18 protein-coding genes are annotated in these 18,358 nt (G+C 65.2%); 9 read left to right on the top strand and 9 right to left on the bottom strand.

The window, feature by feature from the left end:
* Window positions 1-39: 39 nt before the first annotated feature.
* From AWB67_RS03385 to sauS, 3 genes are read right to left on the bottom strand one after another with little or no spacing between them, the layout of a single operon-like run.
* Entirely contained in the window at window positions 40-1,422 is a 1,383-nt protein-coding gene (locus AWB67_RS03385) for an MFS transporter (RefSeq protein WP_087654831.1), read from the bottom strand.
* 60 nt (window positions 1,423-1,482) lie between these two features.
* Complete coding sequence (locus AWB67_RS03390) at window positions 1,483-3,042, bottom strand: AMP-binding protein (protein ID WP_087654832.1); 1,560 nt, start codon at window positions 3,040-3,042, stop codon at window positions 1,483-1,485.
* Window positions 3,039-4,472, bottom strand: coding sequence for an acylating sulfoacetaldehyde dehydrogenase (gene sauS / locus AWB67_RS03395; RefSeq protein ID WP_087654833.1), 1,434 nt, complete (start codon window positions 4,470-4,472; stop codon window positions 3,039-3,041). The genes AWB67_RS03390 and sauS overlap by 4 nt, the downstream gene beginning before the upstream one ends.
* 209 nt (window positions 4,473-4,681) lie before the next feature.
* Between sauS and AWB67_RS03400 the strand changes: the two genes are divergently transcribed.
* Window positions 4,682-5,446: an IclR family transcriptional regulator gene (locus tag AWB67_RS03400; protein WP_087654834.1), complete on the top strand. Its 765-nt coding sequence runs from the start codon at window positions 4,682-4,684 to the stop codon at window positions 5,444-5,446.
* A gap of 67 nt (window positions 5,447-5,513) precedes the next feature.
* On the opposite strand, the gene AWB67_RS03405 is transcribed toward AWB67_RS03400, so the two are convergent.
* From AWB67_RS03405 to pdxR, 4 genes are all read right to left on the bottom strand, one after another.
* Window positions 5,514-6,947 (bottom strand): amino acid permease, encoded by a 1,434-nt coding sequence (locus AWB67_RS03405; RefSeq protein WP_087654835.1) that lies wholly within the window; start codon window positions 6,945-6,947, stop codon window positions 5,514-5,516.
* Between the two features lie 165 nt (window positions 6,948-7,112).
* Window positions 7,113-8,531, bottom strand: coding sequence for an NAD(P)/FAD-dependent oxidoreductase (locus tag AWB67_RS03410; RefSeq protein ID WP_087654836.1), 1,419 nt, complete (start codon window positions 8,529-8,531; stop codon window positions 7,113-7,115).
* Between the two features lie 16 nt (window positions 8,532-8,547).
* Window positions 8,548-8,952 carry a nuclear transport factor 2 family protein gene (locus AWB67_RS03415; protein WP_087654837.1) on the bottom strand — a complete coding sequence of 135 codons (405 nt, stop codon included), beginning with the start codon at window positions 8,950-8,952 and terminating at the stop codon, window positions 8,548-8,550.
* 152 nt (window positions 8,953-9,104) lie between these two features.
* Window positions 9,105-10,619, bottom strand: a complete 1,515-nt coding sequence (gene pdxR / locus AWB67_RS03420) for a MocR-like pyridoxine biosynthesis transcription factor PdxR (RefSeq protein WP_087654838.1) — start codon at window positions 10,617-10,619, stop codon at window positions 9,105-9,107.
* Window positions 10,620-10,898: 279 nt separating this feature from the next.
* Here pdxR and tauA point away from each other — a divergent pair, with 279 nt between their 5' ends.
* The 7 genes from tauA to AWB67_RS03455 all read left to right on the top strand — a co-directional run bounded on the left by tauA (window position 10,899) and on the right by AWB67_RS03455 (window position 16,560).
* Window positions 10,899-11,900: a taurine ABC transporter substrate-binding protein gene (gene tauA, locus AWB67_RS03425; RefSeq protein WP_235025033.1), complete on the top strand. Its 1,002-nt coding sequence runs from the start codon at window positions 10,899-10,901 to the stop codon at window positions 11,898-11,900.
* A gap of 24 nt (window positions 11,901-11,924) precedes the next feature.
* Window positions 11,925-12,740, top strand: a complete 816-nt coding sequence (locus AWB67_RS03430) for a taurine ABC transporter ATP-binding protein (protein WP_087654839.1) — start codon at window positions 11,925-11,927, stop codon at window positions 12,738-12,740.
* Entirely contained in the window at window positions 12,733-13,650 is a 918-nt protein-coding gene (locus AWB67_RS03435; protein WP_087654840.1) for an ABC transporter permease subunit, read from the top strand. Before AWB67_RS03430 ends, AWB67_RS03435 begins: the two co-directional genes overlap by 8 nt.
* Window positions 13,651-13,735: 85 nt before the next feature.
* Window positions 13,736-14,083 carry a hypothetical protein gene (locus tag AWB67_RS03440; protein WP_087654841.1) on the top strand — a complete coding sequence of 116 codons (348 nt, stop codon included), beginning with the start codon at window positions 13,736-13,738 and terminating at the stop codon, window positions 14,081-14,083.
* 56 nt (window positions 14,084-14,139) lie between these two features.
* Window positions 14,140-14,544 (top strand): hypothetical protein, encoded by a 405-nt coding sequence (locus AWB67_RS03445; protein WP_087654842.1) that lies wholly within the window; start codon window positions 14,140-14,142, stop codon window positions 14,542-14,544.
* A gap of 66 nt (window positions 14,545-14,610) precedes the next feature.
* Complete coding sequence (locus tag AWB67_RS03450; RefSeq protein ID WP_087654843.1) at window positions 14,611-15,225, top strand: TetR/AcrR family transcriptional regulator; 615 nt, start codon at window positions 14,611-14,613, stop codon at window positions 15,223-15,225.
* A gap of 108 nt (window positions 15,226-15,333) precedes the next feature.
* Window positions 15,334-16,560, top strand: a complete 1,227-nt coding sequence (locus AWB67_RS03455) for a YbfB/YjiJ family MFS transporter (protein ID WP_087654844.1) — start codon at window positions 15,334-15,336, stop codon at window positions 16,558-16,560.
* A 9-nt stretch (window positions 16,561-16,569) separates the two neighbouring features.
* Here AWB67_RS03455 and AWB67_RS03460 read toward each other — a convergent pair whose 3' ends face one another.
* Window positions 16,570-16,989 carry a cupin domain-containing protein gene (locus tag AWB67_RS03460; RefSeq protein WP_087654845.1) on the bottom strand — a complete coding sequence of 140 codons (420 nt, stop codon included), beginning with the start codon at window positions 16,987-16,989 and terminating at the stop codon, window positions 16,570-16,572.
* A 32-nt stretch (window positions 16,990-17,021) separates the two neighbouring features.
* Window positions 17,022-17,687 (bottom strand): FMN-dependent NADH-azoreductase, encoded by a 666-nt coding sequence (locus AWB67_RS03465; RefSeq protein WP_087654846.1) that lies wholly within the window; start codon window positions 17,685-17,687, stop codon window positions 17,022-17,024.
* 177 nt (window positions 17,688-17,864) lie between these two features.
* Here AWB67_RS03465 and AWB67_RS03470 point away from each other — a divergent pair, with 177 nt between their 5' ends.
* Window positions 17,865-18,302, top strand: a complete 438-nt coding sequence (locus AWB67_RS03470) for a MarR family winged helix-turn-helix transcriptional regulator (RefSeq protein WP_087654847.1) — start codon at window positions 17,865-17,867, stop codon at window positions 18,300-18,302.
* The last annotated feature ends 56 nt before the right edge of the window (window positions 18,303-18,358 follow it).

Genomic DNA, 18,358 nt, shown 5'->3' on the forward strand with positions numbered 1-18,358 from the left:
ATGAGGACGCGCGGTGCATGACGCGCGTCCTCGATCACGTCACTTCTTCCAGCGCAAAGGCCGCCGCAGATGATGCCGCTCCATCCGCACACCCTGCCCTGCGTGAACGAATGCGGGCTCGCCGCCGAGCAAGACGCTCTCGCGTTCCTCGCGCTCTTCGTCCGCCTCGACGGTCTTCGACGTATCGATGAAGAGCGCGGCCACCAAGCCCACCGCGAGCAGGCAGGCGGAGATCGTGAACGGCACGTTGTAGCTGCCGGTCTCCTGGATCAGATAGCCGAACACGACCGGCGAGATCATGCCCGCCACGCCGAAGCCCGTGTTCATCATGCCGCCCGCGGTGCCCGCGTACTTGCCCGCGATGTCGAGCGGCAATGTCCAGAGCACGGGGTTCGTTATCTCCAGGAAGAAGAACGATGCCGACAGGAACAGCACGGCCGTGACGGGATCGGCGGCGGAGACCACCGGCACGAGGAACGCGAGCGAGCCGCCCATGCCGACGACGAGCACCGAGCAGCGCGCGAATCGCAGCCGTCCAGTCGCCTTGTAGAGCTTGTCGGAGATCACGCCGCCGAGCGTATCGCCGATCACGCCCGCGAGCAGCGGCAACGCGGTGAAGAGTGCGAGCTGCTTCAGGTCGAAGCCGCGCGACTCTTTCAGGTACGACGGAAGCCACGTCAGGTAGACCCACAGCAGCCAGCCATAGCAGAAATCGACCACTGTCACGAGCCACATGCGGCGCACCAGCTTGCGCCACGGCGTGGCGGCGTGCTTCGCGCGGTCGCAGTCGCCCTTGCGATAGCCGATCTCCGCCGTCTCCTCGGGCGTGATGCGGCGATGCTGCTCCGGCGAATTCGTGAAGAAGCACATGTAGAGCACGGTCCACGCGAGGCTCGCGACGCCGAGCAGCAGGAATGCATCGCGCCAGCCGCCGAATGCGACGACGGCGAGCACGAGCGGCGGCGTCACTGCGCCGCCGAGCCGCGCGAAGCTGTGCGTGATGCCTTGTGCAAACCCGCGCTCGGCGACGGGCATCCAGTAGGTGAAGGCGCGCGTCGCGGTCGGGAACGCGCCGCCCTCGCCGATGCCGAGCAGAAAGCGCAGGCCGACGAGCATCGCGACGCTGCCGGCGAAGCCGGTGGCGAGCGTCGCGACGCCCCAGATCAGCGAGAGGATGGTGAGCACGCGCTTCGGGCCGTACTTGTCCGCGAGCCAGCCGCCGACGATCTGCATCACCGCGTAGGGATACGCGAACGCCGAGAACACGAGGCCGAGCTGGCCGGAGGTCAGGCCCATCTCCTGCCGGATGATCGGCCCGGCGACCGCGATGTTCACGCGATCGATGTACGAGATGAAATACATCAGGCACATCACCGCGAGAATGATATGGCGCGTTTTAACGCGCCTGGTGTGCTTTTCCATGCTGTCTCCTATCTCTTTATATATGACGGTCGTGGTCCTGCGCCAAGTTGGCGGATGCGTCTACGTCTGCAACAGCTTCAGCCGCTGGACCTTGCCCGACGGTCCGCGCGGCAGTTCGGTCACGAGCCGGAATTCCTTCGGCGTCTTGTAGCGGCCGAGTTCGCGCAGGCAGTGATCGCGCAGCGCGGCGGCATCGAGCGGGTTCGCGCCGCCGGCTTCGCGCGCGACGACGAACGCGACGATCTCCTGTCCGTAGGCCGCATCCGGCACGCCGACCGCCGCCGCTTCCAGCACGCCGGGATGCCGCAGCAGCGCCTCGTCGATCTCGCGCGGCGCGATGTTTTCGCCGCCCTTGATGATCAGTTCCTTCGCGCGGCCGTTGATGTAAAAGTAGCCGTCGGCATCGCGGAAGCCGAGGTCGCCGGTGCGCAGCCAGCCGTCGGCGGTGAAGGCCGCGCGCGTCTCCTCGGGCCGCTTGTAATAGCCGCGCGTCACCTGCTCGCCGCGCAGCACGATCTCGCCGCATTCATTGGGCGCGCAGTCGCGGCCCTCGGTATCGATCACGCGCGCCTCGCCGCCCGACGGCAACCCGATGCTCCCGATGCGGCGCCGCGCCGTGTCGTAGGGGTTGCTGAAGGCGGGCGCGGCGGTTTCCGTCATGCCCATCGTCTCGATCACGCCGACGTGAAAGCGCGCCTCGAACGCGCGGTGATGCTCGGCCGGCAGCGCCGCCGACGCGCTGCGGCAGAACCTGAGCGCAGCGAGATCGAAGGTGTCATGCGGGTCGCGTTCGTCGCGATCGAGCAGATACGCGACGATCGTCGGCACGACGTTGATCCAGGTGCAGCGATGGCGCGCGACGTCGCGCCAGAACGTGCGCGCGGAAAAGCGCGCAGCCATCACGACCGAGCCGCCGTGAAAGAGCGGCGCGATGAGCGTCACGACGAGGCCGTTGATGTGATAGAGCGGCAGCGACGCAAGCACGCGATCGTCGCTGCCGAGCCGGTGTTCGGCAGTGATGTTGCGCGCGTTCGCAAGCAGGTTGCGATGCGTGAGCAGCACGCCCTTCGGCGCGCCGGTCGTGCCGGACGTGTACATGAGCAGCGTGACATTGCTTTGTTCGAGCCGGGGCCGCTCGGCCTCTGCGCCTTCGCCGGCGAAAGCGGGTTGCGCGTGCGCCACCGTGTCGGGGTGCGTTTCGATCACGCGGAGCTCGCGTTCGAACCCTTGCGCGCGCAGTTCCGCGAGCGCCGCATCGATCGATTCCCGCGAATCGCGCGACACGAAGATCGCGCGCGTATCCGAGTGCTCGACGATATAGCGCACCTGCGAAGGCTGGCACAGCAGGTTCATCGGGTTCGCCACGTAGCCGCCGTACATTGCGGCGAGCAGGAGCGTCGCGGTCTGGAGGCCGTTGCCCATGTAGACGGAGATGACGTCGCCGGGGTTCAGCCCCGCATCGGTGAAACGCGCAGCGAGCGTGCCGCATGCGTCGCGCAACTGGCCGAACGTGAGAACGTCGATGCCGCCGTCTTCCGCCGGGCCGAGCAGAAAGGGCTTGTCGGGAAACTGCCGTGCGCGCTCGTCGATCAGCGCGCGGAGGGTCGTGGGCGTGTTCATCGGCCGTACCTCGCGAAGAAGTCGCCGAGCAGGTCGTCGAGTTCGGGCACACGCTCCTCGACCGGAAACGCGACGCGCGTCGTATTCAGGTACTGGCGAAACCCGAGATTCGACGAAAAGTTGTTGCGTCCCCAGGTGCCACAGCCCATCGAGAGCGAGAACGGCAGGCCGTTGTCGAAGTTGCCGCCGGTCGCGAGGCAATGCGCCTGGTTCGCGATCACCCGCGCGACCGGCAAGGCCGTGCCGAGTCGCACGGCCTGGTCCGGATCGCCCGAATGAAGGCCGACCGAATGACCTGCGCCCATGTACGCGTAGATTTGCTGGACGATGCTCGCGGCATCGTCGAAATCGTGTGCGCGGTAGACTGCAAGCACCGGCGCGAGCTTCTCGCCCGAGAACGGATGCCCGGCGCCGAAGCCGCTCTCCTCCACCATCAGGAAAGCCGGCTGGCGCGCGGCGATGTCAGCGAGGCCGGCGAGCCGCGCGATTTGCGCCGCCGGCTTCGCGGTGCACTCGGCGGCGAGCTTGCCGTCGTGCCACATCGCGGCTTGCAGGCGCGCCTTCTGCGCGTCGTCGAGCAGCACGCCGCCGTTCGCCGCGAGCGCCGCAAGCATGCGCGCGTAGACAGCCGCTTCGATCACGACGCTGTTTTCCGACGAGCAGCTCGTCGCGTTGTCGAAGGTTTTGGAGCGCGTGATCTTGCGCGCGGCATCGTCGAGATCAGCCGATGCCGCGACGATCGACGCGACGTTACCCGCGCCCACGCCGAACGCCGGCGTGCCGCTCGCATAGGCCATACGCACGTTCGCCTGCGAGCCTGTCGCGACGACGAGGTCGCACTGACGCAGCAATTCGGCGGTCGCGGCCTTGCTGATCGGCGGCGGGAGCACCTGCACGAGATCGGCGGCGAGCCCGGCTTTGGCAAGCTGCTCGTGAATGAAGCCGACGAGCAGCGCACACGACGTGTACCCCTTCGGCGACGGTGCCACGATCACCGCGTTGCCGCACTTGAGCGCGTTGACGATCTTGTTCGCGGGCGTGGCGGCGGGGTTGGTCGAAGGCGTGACCGCCGCGACGACACCGACCGCCCGCGCGATCTCGACGATGCCGGCCGCGACGTCGCGCGCGATGACACCGCAGGTCTTCTGTCCGTGCAGGTCGCGCAGCAAACCGAGCGTCTTGCGATAGTTCTTGCGGAACTTGTCGTCGGCGTTGCCGAGGCCGGTATCGGCGACGGCGAGTTCCGCCAGCCGGCGGTTGCGTGACGGTTCCATGATGGCCCAGGCGGCGGCGTTCGCGGCGGCATCGAGCGCGTCCTGCCCGGCGAACTGGAAGTCGCGCTGTGCTTGTCGGGCGCGCGCCACGAGTTCGCCGACGACCCGTCCGACGTCGCCCTGCATGGTTTCCGCGGTAGTGGCTCTTACGTTCATACGGTTCGCTCCGTCGCTTGAGAGTTGAAAGTGACTTCAATCTAGCGAGCGGCGCGCGGCACGCGGTCCCGTTTTCCTGACAATCCTTCGCTGCTTGCGCGGCAGTCGCGGAATCAGCGAAATTCGGGACTTTCACCGGTCCCGAAAAACGCTAAAGTCGATGCAAACAAAGTCGCCGGGTCAGGCGCACACGATATTCAGGAGACGGAATGTCGGCATCCAATCAATCGAACGCCGCCGCGGTGCGGGCGTTTCGCGTACTAGAGACGCTTGCCGAGGCAGGACGTCCGCTGTCCATGACGGAACTCGTCGATGCGCTCGGCCTGCCGAAGCAGACGGTGCATCGCATCCTCGTGCAACTGATGGACGCGTACCTTGTCATGCGCGGCGCGGGCGACCGGCTTTACGAATGCTCGCCGCGCGTGCGCTCGCTCGCGGTGAACGTGCTGATGCACGCGGGACCGGCGGCGGCGCGGCATGCGCTCCTGGAGCAGCTCGTCGCGAAGGTCGGTGAGACGTGCAATTTGACGATGCTCGCCGGCAACGATGTGGTGTACGTGGATCGCGTGGAGACGGAGTGGCCGCTGCGCATGCATCTGCAGGCGGGGTCGCATGTGCCGCTGCATTGTTCGGCGAGCGGCAAGCTGCTGCTCAGCTTCCTGCCAAAGGAACGGCGCGAACGCATGATCGATACGCTGCCGCTGCGGCCCTATTCAGAGCGCACGATCACCGATCGCGAGGTGCTGCGCCGCGAGCTTGCGGCGACGCGCCGGCGGCTGCTCGCGATCAACGATCAGGAGCACTTGCAGGGACTGATCGCGATCGCGGTGCCGGTGATGCTCGACCGGAACCGCGCGTGCGCGGCGATCGCGGTGCAGGCGCCGGTCGGGCGGGTGTCGATGGAGGATCTTCTCGCGTTCGTGCCGGAGCTGCGGCAGGTGGCGGCGGAGACGGCGCGGACGTTTCAGATGTGAGCAGGGCCGCTTTCTTCGAAAGCGGCCCCGGACGGACGCACGGTGTGCGCCGGAACAGCGCGCCCCTTCACCGCCTGACCGGCCGCGCCTCTACTCGCCCCACTCCGAACTCCCCATCCCCCTTCCTCCATCGATTCCGCTGCCAGAACACCACGAGCAGCACCGCCACGCTCGCCACGCCGAACCACAGCGGCTTTCTCTGATCAGGAATGAACGCCATCGCCACGATGATGCTGATCATCCCCGCGATCGCGACCCACGTGAGATACGGGAAGCACCACATCTTCACACGCAGCTTGCCCGGCGCATCGCGTTCGAGCCGCGCGCGCAGCTTAAGTTGCGACAGCGCGATTAGCAGGTACACGAAAATCGCCACCGTCCCGTACGAGTTGACCAGAAACGCGAACACAGTATCCGGCGAGACATACGACATCACCACGGACACGTACCCGAACAGCGTCCCCATCAGGATCGCGCGCACCGGCACGCCGCGCTTGTTCACCTTCGCGAGCGCGCGCGGCGCATCGCCACGACGCGTGAGGGCGAACATCATCCGCGACGCCGCGTACAGCCCGGAATTCAGCGCCGACAGCACCGCCGTCAGGATGATCGCGTTCATCAGATGTGCGGCGCCCGGAATGCGCATCGCCTCGAGCGCGCTGACGTAGGGCGTCGCCATGCCCGGCGAATTCCACGGCACGATCGCGACGACGAGCAGGATCGAACCCGCATAGAACACAAGTACGCGCGTGATCACCGAATTCGTCGCCTTCGCGACTGCGCGCTCCGGCTCGTGCGCCTCTGCAGCCGCGATCGTCACGATCTCCGCGCCGAAGTAGAAGCCCGTCGCTGCGACCGCGCCGGAGAGCACCGGCCCGATGCCGTTCGGCATGAAGCCGCCGTTCGCGCTGATCGACGCAAGAGGCAGCGCGGCCTGCCCCGCGCCCGGCCACATGCCGAGCACGAAGAGCGTGCCGACGAACAGGAACACGATGATCGCCGCGACCTTCACCGACGCGAACCAGAACTCGAACTCGCCGTAGCTGCCGACGGAGACGAGATTGGTCAGGGTGAGCGTCACGAGCAGCACGAGGCCGATGACCCACGCGGGCACGTCCGGCAGCCAGAACTGGACGAGATGCGCGCCCGCCACGGTCTCCACCGCGACGACGATCACCCAGAAGTACCAGTACATCCAGCCGGTGAGAAACCCGGCCAGCTCGCCCGACTTGCGCCGTTCGCCGAATGCGAGACGCGCGTATTCATAGAACGATCCTACGGCGGGCATCGCCGATGCCATCTCGCCCAGCATCCGCATGACGAGGACCACGAGCCCGCCCGTCAGCAGGAACGAGATGATCGCAGCCGGCCCCGCCTGCCTGATCACCACGCCACTGCCGACGAAGAGCCCCGCTCCGATCACGCCTCCCAGCGCGATCATCGTCATGTGCCGCTGTTTGAGTCCGCACTTCAGTTCGCTTCCGTTGACTGGTTGTTGCATGTGTCGCCTCCATATCCTGATCGGTGCGGCGTCCCGCGTGCGTCGATAGAGCCTCGCAACGGGCGCCGCCCATGAGCGCGCGTGAGTGGCCGGGCGCCGGTGATCGCTCACCGCGCCCGCACCCCGCTTCGTTTTTATAGGGAAGAAGATTCCGGCTGCGCGTGCCTATTTCTTTTCGTCGCGCCTGTAATACCAGTGATAAAGCATCCGCTGTCCCACGCGCCTGAACGGCGCGAACAGGTGCCCCGGCAGCGGCGAGGTGAAGATGGGCAGCGTCTGGTGCGCGCCTCTTCCGGCGATGCGCTCCGCGAGCCGCCGTCCCGCCTGTGACGAATACGATACGCCGTTGCCGCCATAGCCGAGCGCGTAGTACACGGTCTCCTTCGGATCGGGCTGGAAGACGCGCGGCATCATGTCGTGACTGACGTCGACCCAGCCCCACCACGAGTAATCGATCTGGATGCCCTTGAGCGCCGGGAACTTCCGGTGCAGCCCGTTCACGAGCAATTCGAAGTGGCGCTCGTTCGGGGCATCGGCGCCGGTGATCGCGCTGCGGCTGCCAATCTGCACGCGGTTGTCCGGCAGCAGGCGATAGTAGAAACGCAGCGTGCGCGTGTCGGTGAGCACCTGCGTCGTGCGAAAGTTGCAGGCTTCGAGTTCCGCGGGTGTGAGCGGGCGCGTCACCATCGAATTCGAAAGGATCGGCATGATGCGGCTCTTCAGCGACTCGTGCAGTCCGGGCGCGGTGTAGGCGCCCGTCGCGATGCCCACGGCCTTCGCGCGCACCGTGCCACCCGGCGTGCGCAGATGATGCACGCCCTTGACCGTCTGCCAGCCGATGACGGGGCTGCCGGGATGCACCTTCGCCCCGTGCTCGCGCGCCATGCGCAGATAGCCGTAGGCGAGCTTGAGCGGATGCACGCCGATGCCTTCCGGTTCGTGCAGCGCGCCCGCCGATTCGGAATCGTTGACGAACTCGCGGCGGAACGTCTCCGCACTGAGCAGTTCGGACGGGTAGCCGAATACGTCTTTCCACACCTTCGACTCGGCGGCGAGCCCCTGCATGATGCGCGGCCGGTGCGCGACGAGAAAATGCCCGCCCGTCTGCGGATCGCAATCGATCTGCGCGACGAGCGACTTGAAGGTGTTAAAGCCTTCGTAGATCTCGTGATGCATTTTGAGTGCGACGTCCTTGCCCCAGCGCTCGATCCACTGCGAGCGCGACAGGCGCCCCGACGCGTTCTGTCCCTGTCCGCCGTTGCGGCTCGTGCAGCCCCAGCTCACCTTGTTCGCTTCGAGCACGACGGCCTTGATGCCGTGCTCGCGCGCAAGAAAGAGCGCAGCGGCCAGCCCCGTAAATCCGCCGCCGATGATCGCGACATCGACGTCCATGTCCTGGGTGACGGGGCCGTCGTCCGCCGGCGGCGTGCCGGCCGTCGCGGCCCAGTAGGTCGGCGCGTACTGCTTGCCCTGGCCGGGGCCCGGCGAGACGAGGGGATCGTAGGTCGGGTCGTAGCGGGTATCGACGCCTGCCTCGCGGGCGAACGGGCCCGACGCGTCCAGATGAATCGCACCGTTTTTCATGGCGAATCTCCCAGGTTCAGGCGGCTTGCTTCGGACGTTCCTTGCGGAACGCGCGCTTTACCGCGATCAGGCCGTCGCGGAATTCGAACAGGTCGCAGCCTTCGGCCTCGATGCGCCAGCCTTCCGCGTGCGTGCCCGTGAACACCCATTCGGACACGCCGCGCTCGCCCGCGACGTAATGCCGGCCGTGGCCCCAGTGCGCATCGGGGAAAGTACGGAAGACGGCTTCGAACGCCGCCTTCACCGCCGCGCGGCCCGTAAAGCGCGCGCCGTGGATCTCGCTGCCGCCGGCGGCATCGAAGATGCAGTCTTCGGTCATGAAGCGCATCAGCGCGTCGGCGTCGTGGCGGTTGAATGCGTCGGAAAAGGCGGCGAGCGTGTCGGCGGTAACGGCGGGCGCCTTCGTGAGCGTTTCGGTCATGCTGTCTCCTGTCAGATGAATCGTGGGCCGCACTGGGTGCGCATGCGGCCATCCTCATCGACACGTTATCCAGCACTCACTTCCGTTGGTAGTTCCAGATGCCGGCATTCGCTTGGGCCAGCCTCGCGAGCACGGCGCAAAGCCTTGCTGGCTCAGGGTTGCGGGCGTTGCGCCCTGACGAGTTCGGCGAGCATCCGCACGCCTTCATCGATCTTTTCGAGCTTGATCGACGAGAAGCCCATCCTGAAGCAGTTGCGCGCTTCACGGCCGGTCATGAAGAACACGTCGCCGAGTTCGATCAGGATGCCGCGCGCTTCCGCTTCCGCTGCGAGGCGCCGCGCGTCGAGCCACGGCGGCCCCTCGACCCAGCACGACGCGCCGCCCGTGATCGGAACGTGGCGCGCTTCGGGCAAATGCGTGTCGAGCGCGGTCATCAACGCCTGTGCGCGCTCCTTGTAGGCGTAGGCGAGACGCCGCAGCAGCGCGTCGTGATGGCCGAGCGACAGAAAGGTCGCAAACGCGCGCTGGATATAAGCCGCCGGGTGCCGCACCATCAGCCGGCGCAGCGCGCGCAACTCGCGGATCAACTCGCGCGGCGCCACTACGTAGCCGAGCCGGAGCCCCGGCGCGAAGCTCTTCGAGAGACTGCCGACGTAGATCACGCGATCGGCGGTATCGAGGCTCTTCAGCGCCGGATGCGGCGCGCCGGAAAAGTTGTTCTCGCTCTCGTAGTCGTCCTCGATCACGACGAAATCGTGCTCTTGCGCCATGTTCAGCAGTGCGTGGCGGCGTTCGAGCGGCATCGTCGCGGTGGTCGGGCATTGATGGCTCGGCGTCACGTAGACGTAATCGCATTGCGCGAGCAGCGCGCGGTCTTCCAGCGGCCGGACGCCACCGCCGTCGACGGGCAGCGGCAACAGCGGCGCATCGCAGTTCTCGAAAATGTTGCGCGCGTCCGGATAGCCGGGGTTTTCGAAGCCGATCGTGGTGCGCTCGTTCGCGAGCAAATCCGCGATCAGATACAGCGCCTGCTGCGCGCCGATCGTGATCACGATCTCGTCGGGCATCGCGAACACGCCGCGCCGCGGTAGCACGCGCGTGCGGATCTGCTGGACGAGCGTGTCGTCGTCGCGTTCGATCAGGTCCGGCGCCCAGTTGCGGATTTCCATCACCGAAAGCGCCTTCATGCAGCACTCGCGCCAGTCGCTCGTCGGAAAGAGCGCCTGATCGAACTGGCCGTAGATGAACGGAAACTCGTATTTCTGCCAGTTCGCGGGCTTCACGATGTTGCGCTGCGCGGACGGCGCGCGCCGCATGCGCGCGCCCCAGTCGGGCCGCGCGAGGGCTCCGGCCTCCGACACTTCCGACTGCACGAAGCCATGCTGCCCTTCGAGCATCGCCGGGTTGACGAAATGCCCGCTGCGCTCGCGCGAAATCAGATAGCCCTCTTCCACGAGCTGCTGATACGCGAGCACCACCGTATTGCGGGCGACGCTCAACTGGTCGGCCAGTTCGCGGCTCGACGGCAAGGCGGCATCGACGGGAATCTGGCCGTCGAGGATCGCGGCGACCAGCATCTGGCGGATCTGCGCCTGCAGGCTGATGTTCGACTCATTCGGGCGCTGGAACCGCTGTGTCCACATTGCCGAAGACGTCCGGCTTGCCATGCTTCCTCCTTGGTTGATTCAAAACTTCGCGCGGCTCATTGTGCAACGCGCAACGACGGGTGCGTGAGACCAGCGGAATGTGGACTCAACGATCGGGCGCGTCTGGTACTAACTGGCCCAATTTTTAGATGACGATACTCGAATCGACACTGCATCGGCGATCGGGGCAAGCCCGGCCGGTCTCCGAGAAGCCCGCGTGTCCGCCACGTAAAGCCCGTCCTGGAGACCGACATGCAAGACCTTAAGCGACCAAAATTGCCTTTGCGGCTCGTCCGCGCGATGCAGCGCATCATCGTCTCGTGCGCTGCTGTGCTCGCGCTCAACCCCGCGCACGCCGCCGACAAGGAAGTGACGATCGCGTACCAGCAGATCGTCGATCCGTGGATCGTCGCGATCGCCAACGGTTCGATCGAGAAGGCGACGGGCTACAAGATCAACTGGCGCCAGTTCGAATCCGGCGCGAAGGTGGCGACCGCGATGGCCTCGGGCGACGTGAAGGTCGGCGTGATCGGATCGAGTCCGCTTGCCGCCGCCGTGAGCCAGGGGCTCGACCTGCAGCTCGTCTGGATCCTCGACAACATCAACCAGGCCGAGGCGATGGTCGTGCGCAACGGCGCCAACGTGTCAAAGGCCGCTGACCTGAAGGGCAAGACGATCGGCGTGCCATTCGTGTCCACGACCCACTATCACACGATGTTCGCGCTGCAGCACTGGGGCGTCGATCCGTCGCAGGTGAAGATCCTCAACATGCAGCCGAACCAGATCGTAGCAGCGTGGGAGCGCGGTGACATCGACGCCGCCTACGTGTGGAATCCCGCGCTCGCCGAACTGAAGAAGAGCGGCAAGGTGCTCGTCACATCGGGCGATCTGTCGAAGCTTGGCAAGCCGACGTTCGATGGCATCGCGGTCGATCGTCAATGGGGCGAGGACAACAAGGCGTTCATGGCGAAGTTCGTGAAGGCGATCGCCGATGCCGACGAGCAGTATCGACGCAATCCGGCTCAATGGAGCGCGAGTTCGCCGCAGGCCGCAGCGATCGCGAAGATGATCGGCGGCACGCCCGCCGACGTGCCCGATTCGCTCTCGCTCTACGCGTACCCGACGCTCGCCGACCAGGCTTCGCCGCAATGGCTCGGCGGCGGCGCAACGAGCCGCGCGGCGCTCGCGCTGAAGGACACGTCGGGCTTCCTGAAGGAGCAGAAGCGTATTGGCACGATCGCACCCGATTACGCGAAGTTCGTGACGCCCGCTTACGCGGACGCCGCCCTCAAGCTCAAGTAAGCGTTCAGCCGATCAGGAGGATGCATGGAAAGCATGAAAGTGAAGGACGTGAGCGTCGTGTTCCCCGGCCGCCGGGCGGGCGAACAAGTCCACGCGCTCGACAACATCAACCTGACGATCGATTCGGGCGACTTCGTCGTCGCGCTCGGCGCCTCGGGTTGCGGCAAGACCACGCTGCTCTCGCTGATGGCGGGTTTCATCGCGCCCAGTTCGGGCGAACTGCTGCTCGGCGGCGAGCCGGTGGCGGGACCGGGCGCGGATCGCGGCGTCGTGTTCCAGAAGCACGCGCTGCTGCCGTGGCTCAACGTGATCGACAACGCTGAGTTCGGCCTCAAGTTGCAGGGCGTCCCGAAGGCGAAGCGGCAGGAGATTGCGGTGCGCAATCTCGCGCTCGTCGGCCTGCAGGATTTTCACAAACACATGATCTACCAGCTCTCGGGCGGCATGCAGCAGCGCGTGGGCATCGCCCGCGCGCTCACCTGCGACCCGGCGATGCTGCTCATGGACGAGCCGATGGCCGCGCTCGACGCCCTCACGCGCGAAACCATTCAGGAACTCCTGCTCGACGTGTGGACGAAGACGAACAAGATGTTTTTCTTCATCACGCATAGCGTCGAGGAGGCGCTTTTTCTGGCGAGCCGGCTGATCGTGATGTCGCCGCGGCCCGGGCGCATCACGCATACCTACGAACTCGATTTCAACCGGCGCTTTCTCGCAACGCGCGATGCGCGTGCCGTCAAATCGAGCCCCGATTTCATCGAGATGCGCGAGCGCGTGCTCGGCATCATCTACGGCGACGAGAAGTCGCAAGCCACACGCGAAGAGGTCTCGCATGTCTGATTCCAAAGCGATTCACGCGCCCTTTCACGCCCGCGAACCCGTGTCCGCCGATGCGTCCGCCCCGCCGCCGCGCACGCCGCGCCGCCGCTCGCGCATCCTCGCGAAAAAGCCGGTCAAGCCCGGCGACGCGTTCGGCGTGCCGGGTCACGGCAGCAGTTTGATGACAAGCTTCGTCACGATCGTCGCGATGATTGGAATCTGGTTCGCGGTGACGAACCTGCATCTGATCAAGCCGCTCTTCCTGCCTTCGCCGCAGGCGGTGTACGCGAAGTTCCTCGTCGTCGCCACCGATGGCTTCGCCAACTCGACCCTCGCGCAGCACACCGGCGTAAGCCTGTTGCGCGTGTTCGGCGCGTTCGCGCTCGCCTGCCTCACCGCGATTCCCGTCGGCGTGATGATGGGCGTGTCGAGGATCGCGCGCGGCGCATTCGATCCACCGATCGAGTTCTATCGACCGCTGCCGCCGCTCGCTTACTTGCCGCTCATCATCATCTGGTTCGGCATCGGCGAGTTCTCGAAAGTGCTGCTGATCTACCTCGCGATCTTCGCGCCGCTCGCAATCGCCGCGCGCGCCGGCGTGCGGTCCGTGTCGATCGAGCAGATCCACGCGGCGTATTCGATGGGCGCGTCGCGCACGCAGGTGGTTTTTCACGTCATCATGAAGTCGGCGCTGCCGGAGATCTTCACGGGGATGCGGATCGGCATCGGCGTCGGCTGGACGACGCTCGTCGCGGCGGAGATGGTCGCGTCGTCGAGCGGGCTCGGCTTCATGGTGCTCAACGCGGCCGAATTCCTCGCGAGCGACGTCGTGATCATGGGCATCATCGTGATCGGCTTCTTTGCGCTCTGTTTCGATGCGCTGATGCGTTATGTCGAACGCGTGCTCGTGCCTTGGAAGGGCCACGTGTGATGCGGCCGCCGAGATTCGATGCCGGTCGGGATCCCGCTGTGCCACAATCGGACCCTTCCTGAATCACGACACGGCGGGAGCACCCATGAGTGCGAAAACGACTTATCTTGTCAGCATCTTCATCGGTGCCCCGACGGAGCAGCACAGAAAAATCAAGGACATCGCCGCGCACGTTTCCGGCGGCGACTACGAATTCCTGCATCTGCATCAAATGGGCGCGTTCCTCGTGCTCAACACCGACAAGGGCGCGAGGGACCTGTCGAAAGCGTTTGCACCTGCAACGGCATCGGACGACCGGTTATTCATCTGCGAAATCGGCCAGGACTGGCAGGCGCTCGGCTTGAACAAGGCGAACTTCTGGCTGCAGAACCATCTGGCGACGAAGACGCAGACGCCCGCCGCGAGAAAAGGCAATCCATTCGGTGACGATTGATGCCGCAGGAACCTATAGTTAAGTCTGTCCTCACCAGGATCGACGGGGCGACTACGATGTCGAGCGACTGGAAGCTTCGCGTCAGACTGTTTGTCCAGCGGTTCTGGCAGCCGACCAGCGCCTGCATGACGTGCATGCCGGGCAGTTGGGGCAACATCCTGAGCCTCGCCCACTGGACGACCGCCCTCCAGACGGGCCTTCTCACCGGTATCCTCGCCGTCCTTCTGACCTTCACGCCGGCGGCCCGGCTCTATTCGAATCGATACGGTAATGCGCTCCTCGTCGGCCTCCTGACGATGCTCGGCGACGCCTTTTCGCACGTGAATCACTACGGCTTCCCGTTCGCCGAGGCCATCGTGACTGGCATGATTTCCGCACTCATCACGCTGGTGGCCTCCTGGCTCTTCGAAGACCGCGCCCGACGGCTCCGCGCCGCGTGGACGCGCATGTTCGGCCATTGACTTGCATTCTGTATCGTTTGATATAGAATGCGTTCTGTATCGCCCGATACAGAACTGGAGCAAGGCATGGCCCGACCTCGAAATTTCGACGAAGACCAAGTACTCGAAGCAGCCGGCGACGCCTTCTGGGCGAACGGCTACGAAGGCACGTCCACGCGCGATCTCGTGACGTGCACCGGGCTTTCACAGCCGAGCCTGTACAACGCATTCGGCGACAAACGCGGGCTCTTTCGACGCGCGCTCGAGCACTATCTCGACCGCACGCTGCGCGAGCGCATCGCGCGGCTGGAGTCGAGGCTTCCGCCCGGTCAGGCGATCGCGGCGTTCTTCGGCGAGATCATCGACCGGTCTGTCGCGGACAAGCATCAGCGCGGCTGCATGCTGGTGAACGCCGCGCTCGAATCCACACCGCAAGATGACGAGTTCCGGCAAGCGATCGCGGCCGAACTGAGCCTCCTGCGCGCTTTCTTCGAGCGATGCGTCGCAGCCGGCCAGCAAAACGGCGACATCGAACCAATACAACCGCCCGGCGCCGCTGCCACGCATCTGCTGGCCGTTCTGCTCGGCGTGCGCGTGCTGGCGCGCGTCGATCCGAAGCGCGAACTGTTGAGCGGCGCCGTCGCCCCGGCGCTCGCGATGCTCGGCCTGCCCGCGCTGCCGCCCGAGGGCAGCATCCACTGAGATTCGCCGGCCACACCGGCAGCAAGCCCGCCGTCCAAACCACGGCATGGCCCGACTCGTCCATTCGATTCGTGCGCGACAGGCGCGCAGGTTCAAAAGGAGCACTGTATGTCCGACGACGCATCCGCCCTCCCTATCAACCCGGCTTCTCTCGACGTTCGCTCGCTCTACGCGATGTTCGCGGGCCTCTGCGCGAGCCTCGTCGCGATCGGGCTCGCACGCTTCGCCTATACGCCGCTGATTCCGCCGCTGATTCAGGCGCACTGGTTCACCTCATCGCAGGCAGTGACGCTCGGCGCCGCGAACTTCGCCGGCTATCTCGCGGGCGCGCTGCTCGGCCGGCCGATCGCGTCGGCTTTGTCGAACCGCGTCGCGCTGCGGCTCCTCATGCTGATGGCGACCGCCGCGTTCTTCGCGTGCGCGTTTCCGCTTTCGGTGTCGTGGTTTTTCGCGTGGCGATTCGCGTCCGGGCTTTCGGGCGGCGCGATCATGGTCCTCGTCGCGACGACCGTCCTGCCGCACATCCCGCCCGCGCGGCGCGGATTCGCGAGCGGCATGATCTTCCTCGGCCTGGGGCTTGGCATTGCGGCATCGGGAACCATCATCCCGAAGCTGCTCCAGTTCGGTTTGCAGGACACGTGGATCGGTCTCGGCGTACTGTCGCTCGTGCTTTCGGTGGCGAGCTGGTTCGGCTGGCCAGCCGCCGCGCCGACGGCGCCCTTGGCAAAACTAGCGCCGCACGCGGTTCGCCCCAACGGCATCGCGCTGCGAGTGCTGTATGCACAATACGCGGCCAATGCGCTCGGCCTCGTGCCGGCGATGATCCTGCTCGTCGACTACGTCGCGCGCGGTTTGGGTCGCGGCGCCGGAGTCGGCGCGGGCTATTGGGTGCTGTATGGGATCGCCGCGATCTTCGGGCCGGTGATTTGCGGCAATGTCGCGGACCGCATCGGCTTTGGCGCGGCGTATCGGTTCGGACTCGCGCTGCAGGCGGTCGCCGTCGCGATGCTCGCGCTGTCCGGCAATCCGGTAACGCTCGGCATCGCGACGGTGATACTCGGCATTTTCACGCCGGGAATCGTGCCGCTGGTGCTCGGGCGCATCCATGAACTCGTGCCGCACGACCACGTCGAGCAGCGAGCGGCGTGGAGCCGGGCGACAACGGCCTTCGCGCTCTTTCAGGCAGTCGGCGGATATGGCTATTCGTTTCTCTTCGCGCACACGAACAACGATTATTCGCTGATCTTCTGGTTCGGCGCGACGGCGCTATCGCTGGCGTTCGTCGCCGATATCCTGAGCGAACGCAATGCCGCTAACAAGCCGGCGACGAACTGAGGGCCTTATTTACTTCTTGTCGAAGGTGACGAGCTTCTTGTCCTTCGCATCGGCGACGAAGATCGCGAGCAGTTTCGCCGGCTCGGTATCGCTCGCGTTTTCGCTCACCGTGTGGTGCGCGCCGGGCTTCTCGATCCAGTGTTCGCCCGCGTGGAAAACGCGTGTTTCGCCGTCGTTGACCTGGCTGCGGATCGCGCCCGAGAGCACGTAGGCGACCACGAACGCCTGACCGTGCCGATGCGGATCCGACTTGCCGCCGGGCGCGTAATCGACGACCAAAGCCGTCATCGTCTTGCCCGGCACATTGGGCATCGCTTCGACGAATGCGGGTGTGATGGTTTCGCGTTCGGCAGCGTCGCCGTGGGCGTAGGCCGGGGCAACCGAAGCGATGGCGAGCGCAGCGGCTGCGAGGATTTGCGTGAGTTTCATGATCGAATTCCTAAGATTGTGTTAGCAAGGCGTCAAGACGCCGCGAGTTCTTCCTGCATCGTCAACGACACCTCTGCCCAGCGCGCCGCCACCGCCGACAACTCGCCGCGCGCGCGTTCGAGCGCTTCCGTGCGGGCTTGCTGGTCGGAGAACTGGAGCGGCTGCGCATCGACGAAGGTCGGGTTCGCCGCGCCGAGAAAGCCGAACGCGGCCTTGAGCGACGGCGTGAGCGCATCCATCGACGAGAACGGCGTGCCGGGGCGCAGGTCCGCGCCGCGGCTAGTGATGAACAGCACTTTCTGGCGTCCGAGCTGCCCTTCGATACGGCCGTCCGCCGTGTTCACGTAGGTGAGTCCGGTGCGTGTGATGCTGTCGACGAACGCCTTGAACGCGGAGGGCATCGACCAGTTGTACATCGGCATCGCGAAGACGAGCGCGTCGGCGTCGAGCAGGCGTTGGCACAGCGCATCCGATGCCGCCAACGTGTCCTTCATGGCTTGCGTGCGCTCGCTCGCCTGCGTGTAGGTGGCGATGGCGAACGCCTCGGTCACGTGCGGCGGCGTGTCCACGGCGACGTCGAGATAATCGAGCTCGACGTCCACGCCTTCGTCGCGCAATTGTTCGATGAAGAAGCGGCTCAACGCCCGCGAATTGGACCGTTCGCGCTTGGCGCTCGCATCCACATGCATGATTTTCATGACTTCTCTCCTACGTGTGTTGATCGATGAAGCGAAGATTAAAGCGTCGACTGGCTGTTTGAAATAGCCGTTTTTGTCCAATTCAAGGTAACCACTTAACTTGAACAGAACCACACAATCAGATCTTGACAATATCTGATTTTGCAGATACTGTTCGTTTCATCAACGGAGCGAGACATGGATCACTACACCTCAGAGAGCTTCAACCTGACGCAGAGCATCGGATTTGCGATCGGCAAGGCGCGCAACGTCCTGGTCGCGGAAATCGATGCCGCGCTGAAAGACCTCGGCATCACCACGCAGCAGATGGGTATTCTTTTGTCGATGCGGCACGGTGAGGCGACGACGCCGTTCGAGTTGTCGAAACTGCTCGGTATCGATACGGGCCTGATGACGCGCATGCTCGACAAGCTGGAAGACAAGGGCTTGCTTGAACGTTCCCGCAGTCTGGAAGACCGTCGGGTGGTCAATCTGAAGCTGACGGAACAGGGCGAGGAAGTCGCCGCGCATGTGCCGGAGATCGTTCCGATGGTGCTCAACGCGCGCGTCAAGAACTTCACGAAGAGCGAGTTCAAGGAACTGAACCGGCTGCTGCGCAAGTTTCTCGACGACTGAGCGGGCCGCGACCCAATCGCTCCATTTTTTTGTTCAATTATCTGACAGGTCAGAAA

The sequence above is a fragment of the Caballeronia terrestris genome (genome assembly GCF_001544515.1).
GTDB lineage: Bacteria > Pseudomonadota > Gammaproteobacteria > Burkholderiales > Burkholderiaceae > Caballeronia > Caballeronia terrestris.